Source organism: Pseudomonas palmensis (assembly GCF_017848315.1).
GTDB classification, from domain to species: Bacteria; Pseudomonadota; Gammaproteobacteria; order Pseudomonadales; family Pseudomonadaceae; genus Aquipseudomonas; species Aquipseudomonas palmensis.
On the sequence record NZ_JAFKEC010000003.1, the window covers coordinates 191,595 to 206,258 of the forward strand.

A 14,664-nucleotide genomic window follows, 5' to 3' on the forward strand; every position below is an offset into this window, starting at 1 on the left:
CTAAACTGCGCCCCTCAGTCACTTTTCGCCTAGGGGCGCATATGAAGTTTCGTTTTCTGCTCTGGGCCATGGGTTTGCTGATGGCCCGGGCCAGCCGCAACAACCCGGCGTTCCAGCAGCAACTGAAGGACAAGGACCTGGTGTTCCAGTTGCAGACCCTCGACGGCAAGGTCGCCCGGCACTTCATCGTCAGCAAACAGCGCATCCGCAGCAAGGGTGGCACCCATGCCGAGCCTGCGTTCGCCATTGCCTTCAAGGATGCCGCCTACGGCTTCGCCACGCTGCAGGCCAAGAACAAGCAGCTGGCGTTCATGCAGGGGATTCAGGACAAGTCGATTCAGATCAAGGGCAACCCGGCCCTGGTGATCTGGTTCCAGGGCCTGATGAAGTACCTGATGCCGCGCAAGAAGAAAGCCTGAGCGCAGCGCCCAGGCTTCAGGTTGTCAGTGCGGGGTGAACTGTGACGCCAGTTCACGCAGCAGCGATTCGGCTTCAAGCACCTTGTGCACCACGTCCTCGGCCTTCTCGCGGCTGATGTTCAGGCGCTCCAGCAACGCGTCGGGGATGCGGTCGTCCGGCCCCGAGCCGATGCCGCGCGCGCGCAGCAGGCGTACCGCCACGCACACCAGGTTGGGGAAGGCGGCATGGTCGCCCGCGTAATTCGGGTCGTGCTGAAAGCGCAGGGCGGTGGCCAGCTCTTCGGGCATGTCCCAGAAGCGCATCAGCCAGGCACCGATCTGCTCGCGGCTGATGCCCAGCAGGTGCTGCTCGACATAGCTGTGGCACAGGTGCGGGTTTACCTCCAGGTGGCGGCAGATCAGCGAGAAATGCGGCGGGAACACATGCGCCAGCAGCAGGTAGCCGAAGTTGTGCAGCAGCCCGGCCAGGTAGGTCAGGCCCGACTCCGGACGCTCGGCGCGGGGCATGGCGCGGGTCAGGCCCTCGATCACGGCGGCGGTGTAGATCGATTGCTGCCAGTAGGGGGTGGTCTGCTGCGGGTGATCCTTGGGCAGGCTCAGGGTCTTGCCCAGGGCCAGGCCCAGCGCCAGGTTGATCACCAAGTCGAAGCCCAGCACCCGCACGATGGCGTCTTCCACCGAGCGGATCTTGCCGGGGGAGGCGTAGTAGGGCGAGGCGGCCCAGCTGACCACCTGCGCGGCCAGCGCCGGATCGGTCTCGACCACACCGGTGATGTCGTCGATGGTGGCGTTGGGGTCGACCCGCAGCTTGATGATCTTCTGTGCGGTCTCGGCCAGCGGCGGGATCTCGATGGTCGATTCCAGGCGCTGCTGGATGCGTCGTGCGGTAAATGCCTGCACCGCCTCGGTGATCTCCTTGCTGTCATCGGCCGGACGGTCGAGGTTGGGGCGGATCTCGCTGAGCAGTACACCGAAATGCCCGGCACTGGCCTTGGCCAGCATCTTCCTGAAGTGCTCGCTGTGGATTTCCAGCAGCAGGCCGGGGGATCCGGAATGAATCAGCAGGGCCGGCTGCTTGAGCAGGCGCTCCTCGTACAGGCACGGTGAGCTGGTCAGCGCCGGAATGGCGGGCAGGATCGTCAGGCCGTGCTTCTTGAGCATCAGTTCGAGCCGCTCGAGCGGCACGGCGGTGAGCTTGCGGCCGGTCAGCTCGGTCAGGTGGCTGAGGTCCAGCAGCTGGTTCTGCGGGAACAGCACCATCAGCGCACCGACCGCGTCGTCGAGCAGCACGGCCTGGACCTTGGCCTCGGGCGGCAGCTTCGGGTGGTCGATGACCTCGCGGTAGGCGATGCCGAGCTTGTCGAGCAGCAACCGGATAACAGACGGTGTGTGGGGGGTTGCGGTATCCAGGGCAACTTCAGTCATGGTCTGTATCCAGTATTTTTTCAGCGGCCAGTATAGCCGGCTCGATGGGGGCGGCCCGCGTCGACATGGGAGGTACGTCACACCTGGCCATATTGCTGCCCGTGGCGTAACCAGCGGTCGAGCAACGGGCTGACGTGGTCCGGCCAGCGTGCCAGCAGGGCCTGTGCAGCATCGCGCACCGCCGGCAGCAGGTCGGCGTCGCGCATCAGGTCGGCGACCTTGAACTGCAACAGGCCGGTCTGGCGGGTCCCGAGCATTTCGCCCGGGCCACGCAGTTGCAGGTCTTTCTCCGCAATGACAAAGCCGTCATTGGTTTCGCGCATGATCCCCAGGCGTTCACGCCCGATCTGCGACAGTGGCGGATGATACAACAGTACGCAGTGGCTGGCCGCACTGCCGCGTCCGACTCGCCCGCGCAACTGGTGCAGCTGGGCAAGACCAAGGCGTTCGGGGTTCTCGATGATCATCAGGCTGGCGTTGGGTACGTCCACGCCCACCTCGATCACGGTGGTGGCCACCAGCAGTTGCAGGTTGCCCTGCTTGAACTCGGCCATCACCGCAGCCTTCTCGGCCGGCTTCATGCGCCCGTGGATAAGCCCCACGCGCAACTCGCCCAGGGCACTGGTGAGCTCTTCGAAGGTGGTTTCGGCGGCCTGGCAGGTCAGCTCTTCGGACTCTTCGATCAGGGTGCATACCCAATAGGCCTGGCGCCCTTCGGCACAGGCGGCGCGCACGCGCTCGACCACTTCGATGCGGCGGCTGTCGGCCACCAGTACAGTGTTGACCGGGGTACGCCCCGGCGGGAGCTCGTCGAGCACCGAGGTGTCGAGGTCGGCATAGGCGCTCATGGCCAGGGTGCGCGGGATCGGCGTGGCAGTCATGATCAGCTGGTGCGGGCACAACTGGCCGCCCACGCCTTTCTGGCGCAGGGCCAGGCGCTGCTGTACGCCAAAGCGGTGCTGTTCGTCGATGATCGCCAGCGCCAGGTTGTGAAACTTCACCTCTTCCTGGAACAGCGCATGGGTACCCACCACCATTGGCGCGCCGGCGGCGATCTGCTCCAGCGCGGCGGTGCGCGCCTTGCCCTTGAGCTTGCCGGCCAGCCAGGCGACTTCGATGCCCAGCGGTTCGAGCCAGCGCTTGAAGGTGACGAAGTGCTGCTCGGCAAGAATCTCGGTGGGGGCCATCAGCGCCACCTGGTAGCCGGCTTCCAGCGCCTGCAGGGCTGCGAGCGCGGCGACCACGGTCTTGCCGGCACCCACATCGCCCTGCACCAGGCGCAGCATCGGCTCGGGCTGGCTGAGATCGTAGGCGATCTCGTTGCCCACGCGCTGCTGTGCGCCGGTTGGAGCGAAGCCCAGGTTGGCCAGGTATTGGGCCGCCAGCCTGCTCGCCCTGGGCAACACCGGGGCCCGCTGGGCGCGCAGGCTCTCGCGCAGGCGCTGCTGCGACAGCTGGTGGGTCAGCAGCTCTTCGAAGGCCAGGCGGTGCTGGGCCCAGTGGTGGCCCACGGCAAGTTCTTCGACATCGGCATCGGCCGGCGGGTGGTGCAGGTAGCGGATAGCATCGGCCAACGGTGCCAGCTGGTAGTCGCGTGCCAGTTCCAGCGGCAGCCAGTCGGGCAGGCTGCGCGGGCCGAGCAGGCCCAGGCTCTGCTGGCACAGCTGGCGCAGGCGCTGCTGGGTGAGGCCTTCGGTGGTCGGGTAGATCGGGGTCAGGGTGGTATCGACCGGGGGCGGCTCGTCGCCGGTCAGGGCGCGGTACTCGGGGTGGTAGATCTCCAGGCCCGAGGCGCCGGGGCGCGCTTCACCGTAGCAGCGAAGGTGGGTGCCGCGCTTGAGCGCTTCTTTCTGGGCGTTGCTGAAGTGGTAGAAGCGCAGGCTCAGCGAACCTGTGCCATCGCCCAGGCGCACCAGCAGGCTGCGGCGCCTGCCCATGGTCACGTCGGTGCCACTGACCACGCCTTCGATCACTGCATCCTGGCCCGGGCGCAGGGCGCCGATCGGCACCACGCGGGTGCGGTCCTGATAGCGCAGGGGCAGGTGGAACAACACGTCCTGGATGTTCTCCAGGCCAACCTTGGCCAGCTTCTCGGCCAAGGCTTCGCCAACGCCCTTCAGTGCCGTGACCGACACCTTCGACAACTCGGTCATGCTCGGGCCCTAAGGTGCGGCGGGTGGCTTGGCCACCGAACACAGGCGGATCGAGTCGGCCAGAATCTCGATGGCCTTGGGCCGCGGGAAGCTCGCGCGCCAGGCGATCGCCACGGTGCGAAACGGTGCCGGCGGGCTCAATGGGCGGACTTCGATGATGCCCGGCGCGTAGTGATGGCTATGCACGGCCGACAGCGGCAGGATCGACACGCCCAGCCCCGAGGCGACCATGTGGCGGATGGTTTCCAGCGAGCTGGACTCCACCGTGGTGTGCTTGGCGCCGTCGTTGCCCTTGGTCAGGGTCGGGCAGGCCTCCAGCACCTGGTCGCGGAAGCAGTGGCCTTCGCCGAGCAACAGCAGGCTCTTGTCGTTGAGCAGGCTGGCGTCGATGGTCTCTTTCTTTGTCCAGGGATGCTCGCTGGGCATCAGCACGTAGAACGGCTCGTCGTACAGCGGCAGCGTCAGCACGTCGGCTTCATTGAACGGCAGGGCGATGATCACCGCGTCCAGCTCGCCGTTGCGCAGCTTGTCACGCAGGATATGGGTGAAGTTTTCTTCGATGTACAACGGCATCTGCGGGGCAACCCGGTGCAGTTGCGGAATCAGGTGCGGGAACAGGTACGGGCCGACGGTATAGATGGCCCCCACCTTGAGCGGCGCGGTCAGCTGGTTCTTGCCGGCCTGGGCCAGTTCACGGATGCCCTGGGCCTGCTCCAGTACCTTCTGCGCCTGGGCCACGATGCCTTCGCCGACCGGGGTCAGGCGCACCGCGCTCTTGCTGCGCTCGAAGATCAGCACGCCCAGCTCGTCCTCCAGCTTCTTCACGCCCACCGACAGGGTCGGCTGGCTGACGTGGCAACGCTCGGCCGCGTGGCCGAAGTGCTGTTCCTGAGCGAGGGTGACGATGTAGCGCAATTCTGTGAGGGTCATAACGTGCGTCCATGAAGTTGCGAGCCCAGCATAGCGGCTGCAATCGATAGACGCACGTTATCAGACTTGCGTGCGTGTGACAGAAACAAACAACTCAGCGTTTCTTGTCCAGCGAGTACACGAACGGCGCGACCACTTCGATACTGCCGTTGTTGAGCAGTTCCTGAGGCGGCTTGGGCACGGGTTGAGCCTTGCGGATCATTTCCAGGGTTGCCCGGTCCAGTGCCGCGCTGCCTGAACCACCGGCCAGCGAGTACGACAGGATCTTGCCTTCGGCGTCGACCACGAAGCGCAGCCGGTTGATGCCCTGCAGGCCCCGTCGACGCGCGTCTTCCGGGTAGCGCTTGTACTTGCCAAGGTGACGCAACAGGTCGCTCTGCCAGGTCGGCAGGGCATTGCTGTTGGCGGCGATGCTTGGCGCCGGTGCTGCGGATTTCTGCGCCGGAGCGTTGCTTGGCGGGGAATCCACGGTTTCCTGGTCGACCGGCTTGTCCTGCGGCGGCTCCGGTTTTTTCTCCGGTTTCGGAGGCTGGGGCTTGGCCTTGGGCTTGGGCGGTGGCTTGGGTATCGCGATTTTCGGTTTGGGCGCTTCTGCCACCTTGGGCAGTGGTGGCTCCTCGACCGGCGTCGGCGGCTGTGGCGGGGCCACGACCTTCGGCGGCGGTGGTGGGGCCGGCTCGGGCATCGGCGCCATCTCGATCATCATCGCCGCAGGCGGCAGTTCGATTGCCTGGGGCACCGACCAGTTGAGCATCAGCACCACGGCAACGGCATGCACGGCCAGCACAATCGCCAGGCTGACGCCGTAGCGCGCCAGTTTATGCCGCGTATTGGTCATTTCTTGGCTGCCGTCTCAAGTCCCACCAGGCCGACCTTCAAGTAGCCGGCTGCGCGCAGGGTGTTCATGACTTCCATCAGGTCGCCGTAATCGACGCCCTTGTCAGCCTGGAAGAAGATGGTGGTGTCCTTGTCGCCCTTGGTCTTGGCGTCCAGTACCGCGCCCAGCTGGTCGCGTTGCACCTGATCGTCGCCGACGTACAGGTTCTGGTCGGCCTTGACGCTGAGGAACACCGGCTTCTCCGGCCTGGGCACGGGCTTGGCGGTCGAGGCCGGCAGGTCGACCTTGATGTCGACCGTGGCCAGGGGCGCCGCCACCATGAAGATGATCAGCAGTACCAGCATCACGTCGATGAACGGCGTGACGTTGATTTCGTGGTTCTCGGCGAGATCGTCGCCGCCCTCGTTAAGATGCAGGCCCATGGTTTACCCCACTTTCACCATGTGTGGCGCAGCGGAACGCTCGCCTGGCTGGTGGTCCAGGTCGCGGCTGACCAGCAGCAGCACGTGCGCCGAAGCGTCGGAAACCTGTGCCTTGTAACCGGCGATGGAACGGGCGAAGACGTTGTAGATGACCACTGCGGGGATCGCGGCAACCAGGCCCAGGGCGGTGGCCAGCAGGGCCTCGGCGATACCGGGTGCAACCACCGCGAGGTTGGTGGTCTGGGTCTTGGCGATGCCGATGAAGCTGTTCATGATGCCCCACACGGTACCGAACAGACCGACGAACGGAGCGGTGGAGCCGATGGTGGCAAGCACGCCGGTACCGCTGCTCATGTTGCGACCGCTGGCCGCGACCAGGCGCTCGAGGCGGAAGCTCACGCGCTCCTTGATACCTTCTTTTTCACGGGCATTGGCCGACAGGTGCATTTCCTCGAGGGCATCGTGCACCAGCAGGTGTGCCAGGGTGCCGGGCTTGTCGGCGGTTTCGCTGGCGTCCTTGATGCTGGTGGCCTTCTTCAGCAGGGCGATTTCAGAACGCAGGCGGCGCTTGGCGCCCATCAGTTCGAAGCCCTTGGCAATCCAGATGGTCCAGGTGATCAGCGAGGCGATGGCCAGGCCGATCATCACGATCTTCACCACGATGTCGGCGTTCTGGTACATGCCCCATGGCGACAGGTCGTGGGCCATGCCCAGGCTGGTGTCTTCGACCAGCGCTTGGGTGGCGTCGTCGGCCTGGCCTTCGACAGGGGCAGCGCCCGGCGCGGCGGCGGCATCCGCAGGCTCGGCGCCCGGGGCAGCAGGTGCGGCCGGGGTAGCATCGGCAGGGGCAACGGCGGCGGCCGGTGTGGCGTTCTGTGCGGCGGGCTCATCGGCCATGGCGGCGGGGGCCAGTACCAGGCTGAACATCAGCGCGGCAATGGCGCGCCAGGCGCGCGACAGGGTTGGCGAAGCGGAAGGTTGAATACGTGTCATGCTGGCCGGACCTGATGAAGAAGAAATGGGTGGTTGTCCTTCCAGGCCTCGAGTCGGGCCGAGAACAAAATTTGGGCGGCCATTATTGCAAGTAATTCTTGTTAACAGAAGATACACAGTATCTTTTTTTGCATATTAACTAGCCGCCTATCGATTTCCACAGATAGGCTGTGGCTTTGTCTGACGGAGTGTGCGGATGTCTTCGCCTTCAGTTCTGATCGTCGGTTGCGGCGATGTGGGTGGCCGTCTGGCCCAGCAATTGCTGGGCCTTGGCTGGTCGGTAAGCGGTTTGCGCAGAAATGTGGCGGCCTTGCCCGCGGGGGTTGCCGGCATCGCGGCAGACCTGGAAAACCCGCAGTGCCCGACCGATTGGCCTTTGGTCGCACCCGACTACCTGGTGTACTGCGTGGCCGCGAGCCAGCATGACGAGGCGGGCTATCAGGCGGCTTATGTACAGGGCCTCAAGCATGTACTGGGCTGGCTGGCCGAGCGTGGCCAGCGACCGCAGCGCCTGCTGTTCGTGTCCAGCAGCAGTGTGTTCGCCCAGCAGGACGGCGAGTGGATCGATGAAACCGCCGCCACCTTGCCGTCAGGTTATTCGGGGCAGGTCATGCTCCAGGCCGAACAGCTGGCACTGGCCAGCGGCATTCCGGCCAGCATCGTGCGCCTGACCGGTATCTACGGGCCGGGCCGCGAATGGCTGCTCAGCCAGGTGCGCCAGGGGTATCGGGTGACCGAAGAGCCGCCGCTGTACGGCAACCGCATCCATGCCGAGGACGCGGCAGGGCTGCTGGCCTTCCTGCTCAAGGCCGATGCGTCAGGGCGTGCGCTGGAGGACTGCTACATCGGGGTGGACGATGCGCCGGCGCCATTGGCCGACGTGGTGGCCTGGTTGCGCGAGTACATGGGCGTCACGCATTGGTCGGAGCAGCAGCGTGTGCGGCGCACCGGCAGCAAGCGCTGCAGCAATGCGCGTGCCCGGGCACTGGGCTGGGTGCCACAGTACCCGAGCTACAAGGAAGGCTACGCGGCGATTCTGGCGGCGCAACCCTGAGGGCTCACCTGATCAGTCGCGCTCGAGCAGCCATTGCCGGGCGCCGGGATACAGCTGCGGCATCTCGTCTGGCTGGGCGCTGTTGAGGGCACGCAGGATTTCCAGCGTCTTGCCATCACGCTTGAAGATCCACGGGTTGCCCTGCTGGTTGCGCTCCAGCCACAGGCTGTCGTACTCGCCGCTCATGCTGGCGCAGTCGCCGGCCAGGCACAGTGCGTAGCGGTCCAGATTGGGCAGGCCCTCGACACTGCCCGTGTCGCCGAAGCGCACGACATTGCCCTGACCAGGGCCCTCGATCACCTTCCAGTCACCCTTCAGGTAGGCGCCGTACAGCGCCTGCTCGAAGGTGGTCCCGGTGCGGGCTTCCATTGGGGCGGGAGAGCTGGCCTTCTGGAAGCTGTGCTGCGGCGCCATCGGGGTGGCGTGCTGCACCAGTTCGTCGCCATCCAGGCTCAGCGTCTGTATCTCATTCCCCGGGAATACCACGTCCCGCTGTTTTTCGCCGGCCTTGAGCTGGCCTTCGACGATCTCGAAACCGTTGGTGTAGCTGGCCTGTTCGGCCGCGACGTTGACCTTCCATTCCAGGTTGCCGCCGCTGTCCTGCAGCGCCTTGCGCAGGCTCACGCCTTTGGCGGCAGCATCGATGGCCTGCTGGTTGATCCAGATGCCGTTGTAGTCTTCGGGTTTGTGGCTGGCGCAGCCGCTCAACAGTGCGGCGGCCAGAGCCAGGGCAAGCGCGTGGCGCATGGCGGGGTCCTTCCAGAACAGTGCGGCGGCGAGCCGGCCGGCCCGCCGCGCGAGGTATTACTCGAGGACCAGGATCGCGTCCATTTCAACCTGCGAGCCGCGTGGCAGCGCAGCGACGCCGATGGCGGCGCGGGCAGGGTAGGGCTGTTCGAAGTAGCGGCCCATGACCTCGTTGACCTTGGCGAAGTGGCTCAGGTCGGTCAGGAAGATGTTCAGCTTGACGATGTCCTTGAACGAGCCGCCGGCAGCTTCGGCCACGGCTTTGAGGTTTTCGAACACCTGTACGGTCTGGGCTTCGAAGCCTTCGACCAGCTCCATGGTTTTCGGGTCCAGCGGGATCTGGCCCGACATGTACACGGTATTGCCGGCCTTGATCGCCTGGGAGTAGGTGCCGATGGCCGCTGGGGCCTTGTCGCTGGTGATGACGGTCTTGGTCATGGTGACTCCTTGCAGGGGGAGGGCTACGTGCGCATGCGGGTGATGCGAATCACCCCGGTCAGGGCACGCAGTTTCTTGATCACGCGGGCCAGGTGCACACGGTCGTGCACGCTGACCACCAGCTGGACCACGCTGATGCGGCCATCACGTTCGTCCATGCTGATCTTCTCGATGTTGCCGTCGGCGGCGTTGACGCTGCTGGCCAGCAGGGCAATCAGGCCGCGCTGGTGTTCCAGCTCGACGCGCAGCTCGACATTGAATTCGCCGGTGACATCCTTGGCCCAGGACAGCTGGATGCATTTTTCCGGGTTGTGGCGAATTTCGCTGATGTTGCGGCAGTTCTCCAGGTGCACCACCATGCCCTTGCCCGCCGACAGGTGCCCGACGATCGGGTCGCCCGGAATCGGCGTGCAGCACTTGGCGTAGCTGAGCACCAGGCCCTCGGTGCCGCGAATGGCCAGAGGACCCTCGGGGTTGGGCAACTGCTCGCCTTCGCTGGAGAGCAGGCGGCGGGCCACTACGTAGGCCATGCGGTTGCCCAGGCCGATATCTTCGAGCAGGTCTTCGATCACTTCGAGGCGATACTCGGCCAGCATGGCCTGGATGCGCTCCTGGGGGATCTTGTCCAGCGCGCTGTCGAAACCGTTGAGCACCTTGTTGAGCAGGCGCTCGCCCAGGTTGATCGATTCGGAGCGGCGCTGCAGCTTCAGGGCATGGCGGATATGGGTGCGCGCCTTGCCGGTGACCACGAAGTTCAGCCAGGCCGGGTTCGGTCGTGCGCCCGGGGCGCTGACGATCTCGACCGTCGAGCCGCTCTGCAGCGGTTCGGACAGCGGTGCCAGGCGGCGGTTGATGCGGCACGCGATGCAGCTGTTGCCGACGTCGGTATGCACCGCGTAGGCAAAGTCGACCGCCGTGGAGCCCTTTGGCAGCTCCATGATGCGGCCTTTGGGCGTGAACACGTAGACCTCGTCCGGGAACAGGTCGATCTTCACGCTTTCGATGAATTCGAGCGAGTTGCCCGCGCGCTGCTGCATTTCCAGCACGCCCTTGACCCACTGGCGCGCCCGGGCATGGGTGCCCTTGGGCTGCTCGTCGTCACTGGACTTGTACAGCCAGTGCGCCGCGATGCCGTTGTTGGCCATCTCTTCCATCTCGCGGGTGCGGATCTGGATCTCGATGGGCACGCCGTGCATGCCGAACAGGGTGGTATGCAGCGACTGGTAGCCGTTGGCCTTGGGGATCGCGATGTAGTCCTTGAAGCGCCCCGGCAGCGGCTTGTACAGGTTGTGCACGGCGCCGAGCACGCGATAGCAGGTGTCGACCTTGTCGACCACGATGCGGAAGGCGTACACGTCCATGATCTCGTTGAAGGCGCGGCGCTTGCCGCGCATCTTCTTGTAGATGCCGTAGATGTGCTTCTGCCGCCCGCTGACCTCGCCTTCGATACCGTCCACGGCCAGGCAGTGGCTGAGCGATTCCTCGATCTTGTTGACCAGCTCCTTGCGGTTGCCGCGGGCACGCTTGACTGCCTGGTAGATACGCGCCGAGCGCATCGGGTACATGGCCTTGAAGCCCAGGTCCTCGAACTCCACGCGCACAGTGTGCATGCCCAGGCGGTTGGCGATGGGGGCGTAGATCTCGAGGGTTTCCTTGGCGATGCGCCGGCGTTTTTCGCCCGACAGCACTTCCAGGGTGCGCATGTTGTGCAGGCGGTCGGCCAGCTTGACCAGGATCACGCGAATGTCGCGGGCCATGGCCATGGCCATCTTCTGGAAGTTTTCGGCCTGGGCTTCGGCCTTGGTCTCGAAGTTCATCTGGGTCAGCTTGCTGACGCCATCGACCAGTTCGGCGACGGTTTCGCCGAATTGGGAACTGAGGGCTTCCTTGGCGATTCCGGTGTCTTCGATCACGTCATGCAGCATGGCGGCCATCAGGCTCTGATGGTCCATGTGCATGTCGGCAAGAATGCTTGCCACCGCCAGCGGGTGCGTGACGTATGGCTCGCCGCTGCGACGGCGCTGGCCGTCGTGGGCTTGTTCGGCGTAGAAATACGCCCGGCGTACCAGGTTGACCTGGTCGGCGCCGAGGTAGGTCGAGAGGCGATCGGCGAGGGCGTCTATGCTCGGCACGATGTTAGCTCCTGCCGAGAAAGTGGGCCCTGCGCCGTACAACGTCGACCAGGCATGGACTTAGACGGCCTCGTTGGCCTCGTCCTCACCGAATGCAGCGAAGACCGGGTCTTCGTGGACGATGTCCTGTTCGGCCATGAATTCTGGGGTGCAGATGCCTTCGGCGATTTCGCGCAGGGCGACGACGGTCGGCTTGTCGTTTTCCCACGCCACTTTCGGCTCTTTGCCGCCGGTGGCCAGTTGGCGGGCACGCTTGGTAGACAGCATGACCAGCTCAAAGCGGTTATCCACGTGTTCTAGACAATCTTCAACGGTTACGCGGGCCATGGTCTTCCTCAGTAGCAAATGCGGTGTTCAGCCCGAATGGGCGAGCGGACTCGATAGTTTAAAAAATCACCAGCCTTTAGGGAAGCGCTGATTTCACGTCGAGACTTGTGTAAGCCGACAATAACCAGTTGTGAGGCTCTAGCACAACTGTCTTGTGGGAGTGGATTCAAATGCTTGGCCGGCAGGTCGGCGCCTGCAGAACTGCGCACCTGCCCCGTGGGAGCCGGCCTTGCCGGCGAAGGGGCCCGAAAGTCAGGCCTGACCCTCCTGGCGCCCCAGCATCCCGCGCAAACGCGGGGTCAATTCGTCGAACAGGGTCTGCACCGAACGCAGCGCACGGCAATCGGGGCGGGTCAGCAGCCACAGCTCGGTATTGCACCCGGGCAGGGCACCGCTCAACTGTTCCACCCCCGGCAAGGTGTCGGCCATGTAGTCGGGCAGGGCAGCCACCCCCAGCCCGGCCGCCACCAGTTGTGCAATCGCCGCGATTCCGCTGCAGCGATAGCGCGGCATCACCCCCGGCAGCTGCTGACTGCGCCACACCACTGTGGCGTGGTCCTGCATGGAGTCGTCGGGGGCAATCCAGGGCACGCTGGCCGGGGCCTCGGCCAGCCGCTCGCGGTACTCCTCGCGCCCGCACACCACATACGAGGCCGCCCCCAGGCAGCGCCCCACAAGGTGCTCGGGTGGCGAATTGGTCAGGCGCAGCGCCAGGTCGGCGTCGCGCCGGCTGAGGTTGGCGAAGGTGTTGGAGGTCGCCAGTTCCAGTGACAGGGCCGGGTATGCCGGCATGAAGTCGGCCAGGGCCGGCAGCAGCAGGCTGTGCAGCACCGCATCGGTACAGGTCAGGCGCACCGTGCCGCTGACCACCTGTTCGCCGTGCTCCAGCGCCACCCGCGCCGCATCCAGCGCCTGCTCGGCACGTTCGGCCTGCTCGGCCAGGGCCTGGGCGGTGCCGGTAGGGATGTAGCCCTTGCGGCTCTTCACGAACAGCGCGGTGCCCAGTGCGGCCTCCATGCGCCGGATCGAGCGGAACACCGTCGACACATCGACCCGCAGCAGGTCTGCAGCCTTGGCCAGGGAGCGTCCGCGTACCAGCGCGAGCACCAGGGAAAGGTCGGCGTGACTGATCTGATATTGCATGGGTGCACTCTTTGCTTGCCTAAATGCCAATGTCTGTTGCGTGGGGGCCATTCTATAGTGAGGCGGCAGTCGTGAATCAATCCGCGACGTTGTCAGAACCTGGAACGACCGTGCAATGCCGCGGCGTTCGGCATTCCCCACGATGGGAACCTTAAAAAGAACAAATGAAACCATCGCCGCTCCCGATAGCGCAGTAACACCTCCTCCATTGCCGCCCGATAAAAAATCAAAGGATGCCTAGCCATGACGTCGGTCTCCCCGTGCGCCATCCCTCTCGACGAGATGGGTGAATTTCTCAAGGCCCACCCTGAGGTGCAATTTGTCGATCTGCTGATTGCAGACATGAACGGCGTGGTGCGTGGCAAGCGCATCGAGCGTGCGAGCCTGGTCAAGGTCTACGAAAAAGGCATCAACCTGCCGGCTTCGCTGTTTGCCCTGGACATCAACGGTTCCACCGTCGAAAGCACTGGCCTGGGCCTGGACATCGGCGACGCCGACCGTATCTGCTACCCGATCCCCGGCACCTTGAGCTTCGAGCCCTGGCAGAAGCGCCCCACCGCGCAGCTGCTGATGACCATGCATGAACTGGACGGCACGCCATTCTTCGCCGACCCGCGCGAAGTGCTGCGCGGCGTGGTGGAGAAGTTCGACGCGCTGGGCCTGGATATCTGCGCCGCGTTCGAGCTGGAGTTCTACCTGATCGACCAGGACAACCTGAACGGTCGCCCGCAGCCGCCGCGCTCGCCGATCTCCGGCAAACGCCCGCAATCGACCCAGGTTTACCTGATCGATGACCTGGACGAGTATGTCGACTGCCTGCAGGACATGCTCGAAGCGGCCAAGGAGCAAGGTATCCCGGCCGATGCCATCGTCAAGGAAAGCGCCCCGGCGCAGTTCGAGGTCAACCTGCACCACGTGGCTGACGCGATGAAGGCCTGCGACTACGCAGTGCTGCTCAAGCGCCTGATCAAGAACATCGCCTACGACCATGAGATGGACTCCACCTTCATGGCCAAGCCGTACCCTGGCCAGGCGGGCAACGGCCTGCACGTGCACATCTCGCTGCTGGACAAGAAGACCGGCAAGAACATCTTCGCAACCGACGACCCCGAAAACAGCGAAACCCTGCGCCACGCCATCGGCGGCGTGCTCGAAACCATGCCGGCATCGATGGCCTTCCTGTGCCCCAACGTGAACTCCTACCGCCGTTTCGGCGCGCAGTTCTACGTGCCCAATGCCCCGAGCTGGGGCCTGGACAACCGTACCGTGGCCGTGCGCGTGCCTACCGGCAGCAGCGATGCCGTACGTATCGAGCACCGCGTGGCCGGCGCCGATGCCAACCCGTACCTGATGATGGCTTCGATCCTGGCCGGCATTCACCACGGCCTGACCAACAAGGTCGACCCGGGCGAGCCGGTCGAGGGCAACTCCTACGAGCAACTGGAGCAGAGCCTGCCGAACAACCTGCGCGATGCGCTGCGCGAGCTCGATGACAGCGAGGTGCTGAACCAGTACATCAGCCCCGACTACATCGACATCTTCGTGGCCTGCAAGGAAAGCGAGATGGCGGAGTTCGAAGTGTCGATCTCCGACCTCGAATACAACTGGTACCTGCATACGGTGTGATGGCTGGATAAAGCTGC

General features: G+C 64.7%; 14 protein-coding genes. 3 read left to right on the forward strand and 11 right to left on the reverse strand.

The genetic code is table 11. From position 1 onward, the window contains the following. The first annotated feature begins 41 nt into the window (after positions 1 to 41). On the forward strand, positions 42 to 419 hold the full coding sequence (locus JZZ72_RS03420; RefSeq protein ID WP_210014037.1) for a helicase: 378 nt from the start codon (positions 42 to 44) through the stop codon (positions 417 to 419). A gap of 24 nt (positions 420 to 443) precedes the next feature. On the opposite strand, the gene JZZ72_RS03425 is transcribed toward JZZ72_RS03420, so the two are convergent. The 6 genes from JZZ72_RS03425 to exbB all read right to left on the reverse strand — a co-directional run bounded on the left by JZZ72_RS03425 (position 444) and on the right by exbB (position 7,180). Further along, entirely contained in the window at positions 444 to 1,844 is a 1,401-nt protein-coding gene (locus tag JZZ72_RS03425) for an aminoacyl-tRNA deacylase and HDOD domain-containing protein (protein ID WP_210014038.1), read from the reverse strand. 77 nt (positions 1,845 to 1,921) lie between these two features. After that, positions 1,922 to 3,997: an ATP-dependent DNA helicase RecG gene (gene recG, locus JZZ72_RS03430; protein ID WP_043861560.1), complete on the reverse strand. Its 2,076-nt coding sequence runs from the start codon at positions 3,995 to 3,997 to the stop codon at positions 1,922 to 1,924. 9 nt (positions 3,998 to 4,006) lie between these two features. Beyond that, positions 4,007 to 4,927, reverse strand: coding sequence for a hydrogen peroxide-inducible genes activator (locus tag JZZ72_RS03435; protein ID WP_043861561.1), 921 nt, complete (start codon positions 4,925 to 4,927; stop codon positions 4,007 to 4,009). 94 nt (positions 4,928 to 5,021) lie between these two features. After that, positions 5,022 to 5,765 (reverse strand): energy transducer TonB, encoded by a 744-nt coding sequence (locus tag JZZ72_RS03440; protein WP_043861562.1) that lies wholly within the window; start codon positions 5,763 to 5,765, stop codon positions 5,022 to 5,024. Continuing rightward, the gene (gene exbD / locus JZZ72_RS03445) at positions 5,762 to 6,187 is read right to left on the reverse strand and encodes a TonB system transport protein ExbD (RefSeq protein ID WP_043861563.1); all 426 of its coding nucleotides are present in this window, start codon (positions 6,185 to 6,187) and stop codon (positions 5,762 to 5,764) included. The genes JZZ72_RS03440 and exbD overlap by 4 nt, the downstream gene beginning before the upstream one ends. Positions 6,188 to 6,190: 3 nt before the next feature. Continuing rightward, positions 6,191 to 7,180 (reverse strand): tonB-system energizer ExbB, encoded by a 990-nt coding sequence (gene exbB / locus JZZ72_RS03450; protein ID WP_043861564.1) that lies wholly within the window; start codon positions 7,178 to 7,180, stop codon positions 6,191 to 6,193. Positions 7,181 to 7,376: 196 nt separating this feature from the next. Here exbB and JZZ72_RS03455 point away from each other — a divergent pair, with 196 nt between their 5' ends. After that, positions 7,377 to 8,234 carry an SDR family oxidoreductase gene (locus JZZ72_RS03455; protein WP_210014039.1) on the forward strand — a complete coding sequence of 286 codons (858 nt, stop codon included), beginning with the start codon at positions 7,377 to 7,379 and terminating at the stop codon, positions 8,232 to 8,234. Between the two features lie 12 nt (positions 8,235 to 8,246). Here JZZ72_RS03455 and JZZ72_RS03460 read toward each other — a convergent pair whose 3' ends face one another. From JZZ72_RS03460 to JZZ72_RS03480, 5 genes are all read right to left on the reverse strand, one after another. Then, the gene (locus JZZ72_RS03460) at positions 8,247 to 8,981 is read right to left on the reverse strand and encodes a hypothetical protein (protein WP_043861566.1); all 735 of its coding nucleotides are present in this window, start codon (positions 8,979 to 8,981) and stop codon (positions 8,247 to 8,249) included. A 57-nt stretch (positions 8,982 to 9,038) separates the two neighbouring features. Then, positions 9,039 to 9,419: a RidA family protein gene (locus JZZ72_RS03465; protein WP_043861567.1), complete on the reverse strand. Its 381-nt coding sequence runs from the start codon at positions 9,417 to 9,419 to the stop codon at positions 9,039 to 9,041. Between the two features lie 23 nt (positions 9,420 to 9,442). Next, positions 9,443 to 11,551, reverse strand: coding sequence for a bifunctional GTP diphosphokinase/guanosine-3',5'-bis pyrophosphate 3'-pyrophosphohydrolase (gene spoT / locus JZZ72_RS03470; protein WP_043861568.1), 2,109 nt, complete (start codon positions 11,549 to 11,551; stop codon positions 9,443 to 9,445). A gap of 60 nt (positions 11,552 to 11,611) precedes the next feature. Continuing rightward, positions 11,612 to 11,878, reverse strand: a complete 267-nt coding sequence (rpoZ, locus tag JZZ72_RS03475) for a DNA-directed RNA polymerase subunit omega (RefSeq protein WP_043861569.1) — start codon at positions 11,876 to 11,878, stop codon at positions 11,612 to 11,614. Between the two features lie 252 nt (positions 11,879 to 12,130). Beyond that, positions 12,131 to 13,021, reverse strand: coding sequence for a LysR family transcriptional regulator (locus tag JZZ72_RS03480; RefSeq protein WP_054916676.1), 891 nt, complete (start codon positions 13,019 to 13,021; stop codon positions 12,131 to 12,133). A gap of 243 nt (positions 13,022 to 13,264) precedes the next feature. Between JZZ72_RS03480 and JZZ72_RS03485 the strand changes: the two genes are divergently transcribed. Beyond that, positions 13,265 to 14,647 (forward strand): glutamine synthetase family protein, encoded by a 1,383-nt coding sequence (locus JZZ72_RS03485; protein WP_043861571.1) that lies wholly within the window; start codon positions 13,265 to 13,267, stop codon positions 14,645 to 14,647. Positions 14,648 to 14,664 lie beyond the last annotated feature (17 nt).

Excerpts from the sequence above, each read along its gene's own strand:
- JZZ72_RS03440 (WP_043861562.1), bottom strand. The coding sequence starts at position 5,765 with ATGACCAATACGCGGCATAAACTGGCGCGCTACGGCGTCAGCCTGGCG.
- JZZ72_RS03435 (WP_043861561.1), bottom strand. The coding sequence starts at position 4,927 with ATGACCCTCACAGAATTGCGCTACATCGTCACCCTCGCTCAGGAACAG.
- JZZ72_RS03460 (WP_043861566.1), bottom strand. The coding sequence starts at position 8,981 with ATGCGCCACGCGCTTGCCCTGGCTCTGGCCGCCGCACTGTTGAGCGGC.
- exbD (WP_043861563.1), bottom strand. The coding sequence starts at position 6,187 with ATGGGCCTGCATCTTAACGAGGGCGGCGACGATCTCGCCGAGAACCAC.
- exbB (WP_043861564.1), bottom strand. The coding sequence starts at position 7,180 with ATGACACGTATTCAACCTTCCGCTTCGCCAACCCTGTCGCGCGCCTGG.
- JZZ72_RS03455 (WP_210014039.1), top strand. The coding sequence starts at position 7,377 with ATGTCTTCGCCTTCAGTTCTGATCGTCGGTTGCGGCGATGTGGGTGGC.
- rpoZ (WP_043861569.1), bottom strand. The coding sequence starts at position 11,878 with ATGGCCCGCGTAACCGTTGAAGATTGTCTAGAACACGTGGATAACCGC.
- JZZ72_RS03480 (WP_054916676.1), bottom strand. The coding sequence starts at position 13,021 with ATGCAATATCAGATCAGTCACGCCGACCTTTCCCTGGTGCTCGCGCTG.
- recG (WP_043861560.1), bottom strand. The coding sequence starts at position 3,997 with ATGACCGAGTTGTCGAAGGTGTCGGTCACGGCACTGAAGGGCGTTGGC.
- JZZ72_RS03485 (WP_043861571.1), top strand. The coding sequence starts at position 13,265 with ATGACGTCGGTCTCCCCGTGCGCCATCCCTCTCGACGAGATGGGTGAA.
- JZZ72_RS03425 (WP_210014038.1), bottom strand. The coding sequence starts at position 1,844 with ATGACTGAAGTTGCCCTGGATACCGCAACCCCCCACACACCGTCTGTT.
- JZZ72_RS03420 (WP_210014037.1), top strand. The coding sequence starts at position 42 with ATGAAGTTTCGTTTTCTGCTCTGGGCCATGGGTTTGCTGATGGCCCGG.
- JZZ72_RS03465 (WP_043861567.1), bottom strand. The coding sequence starts at position 9,419 with ATGACCAAGACCGTCATCACCAGCGACAAGGCCCCAGCGGCCATCGGC.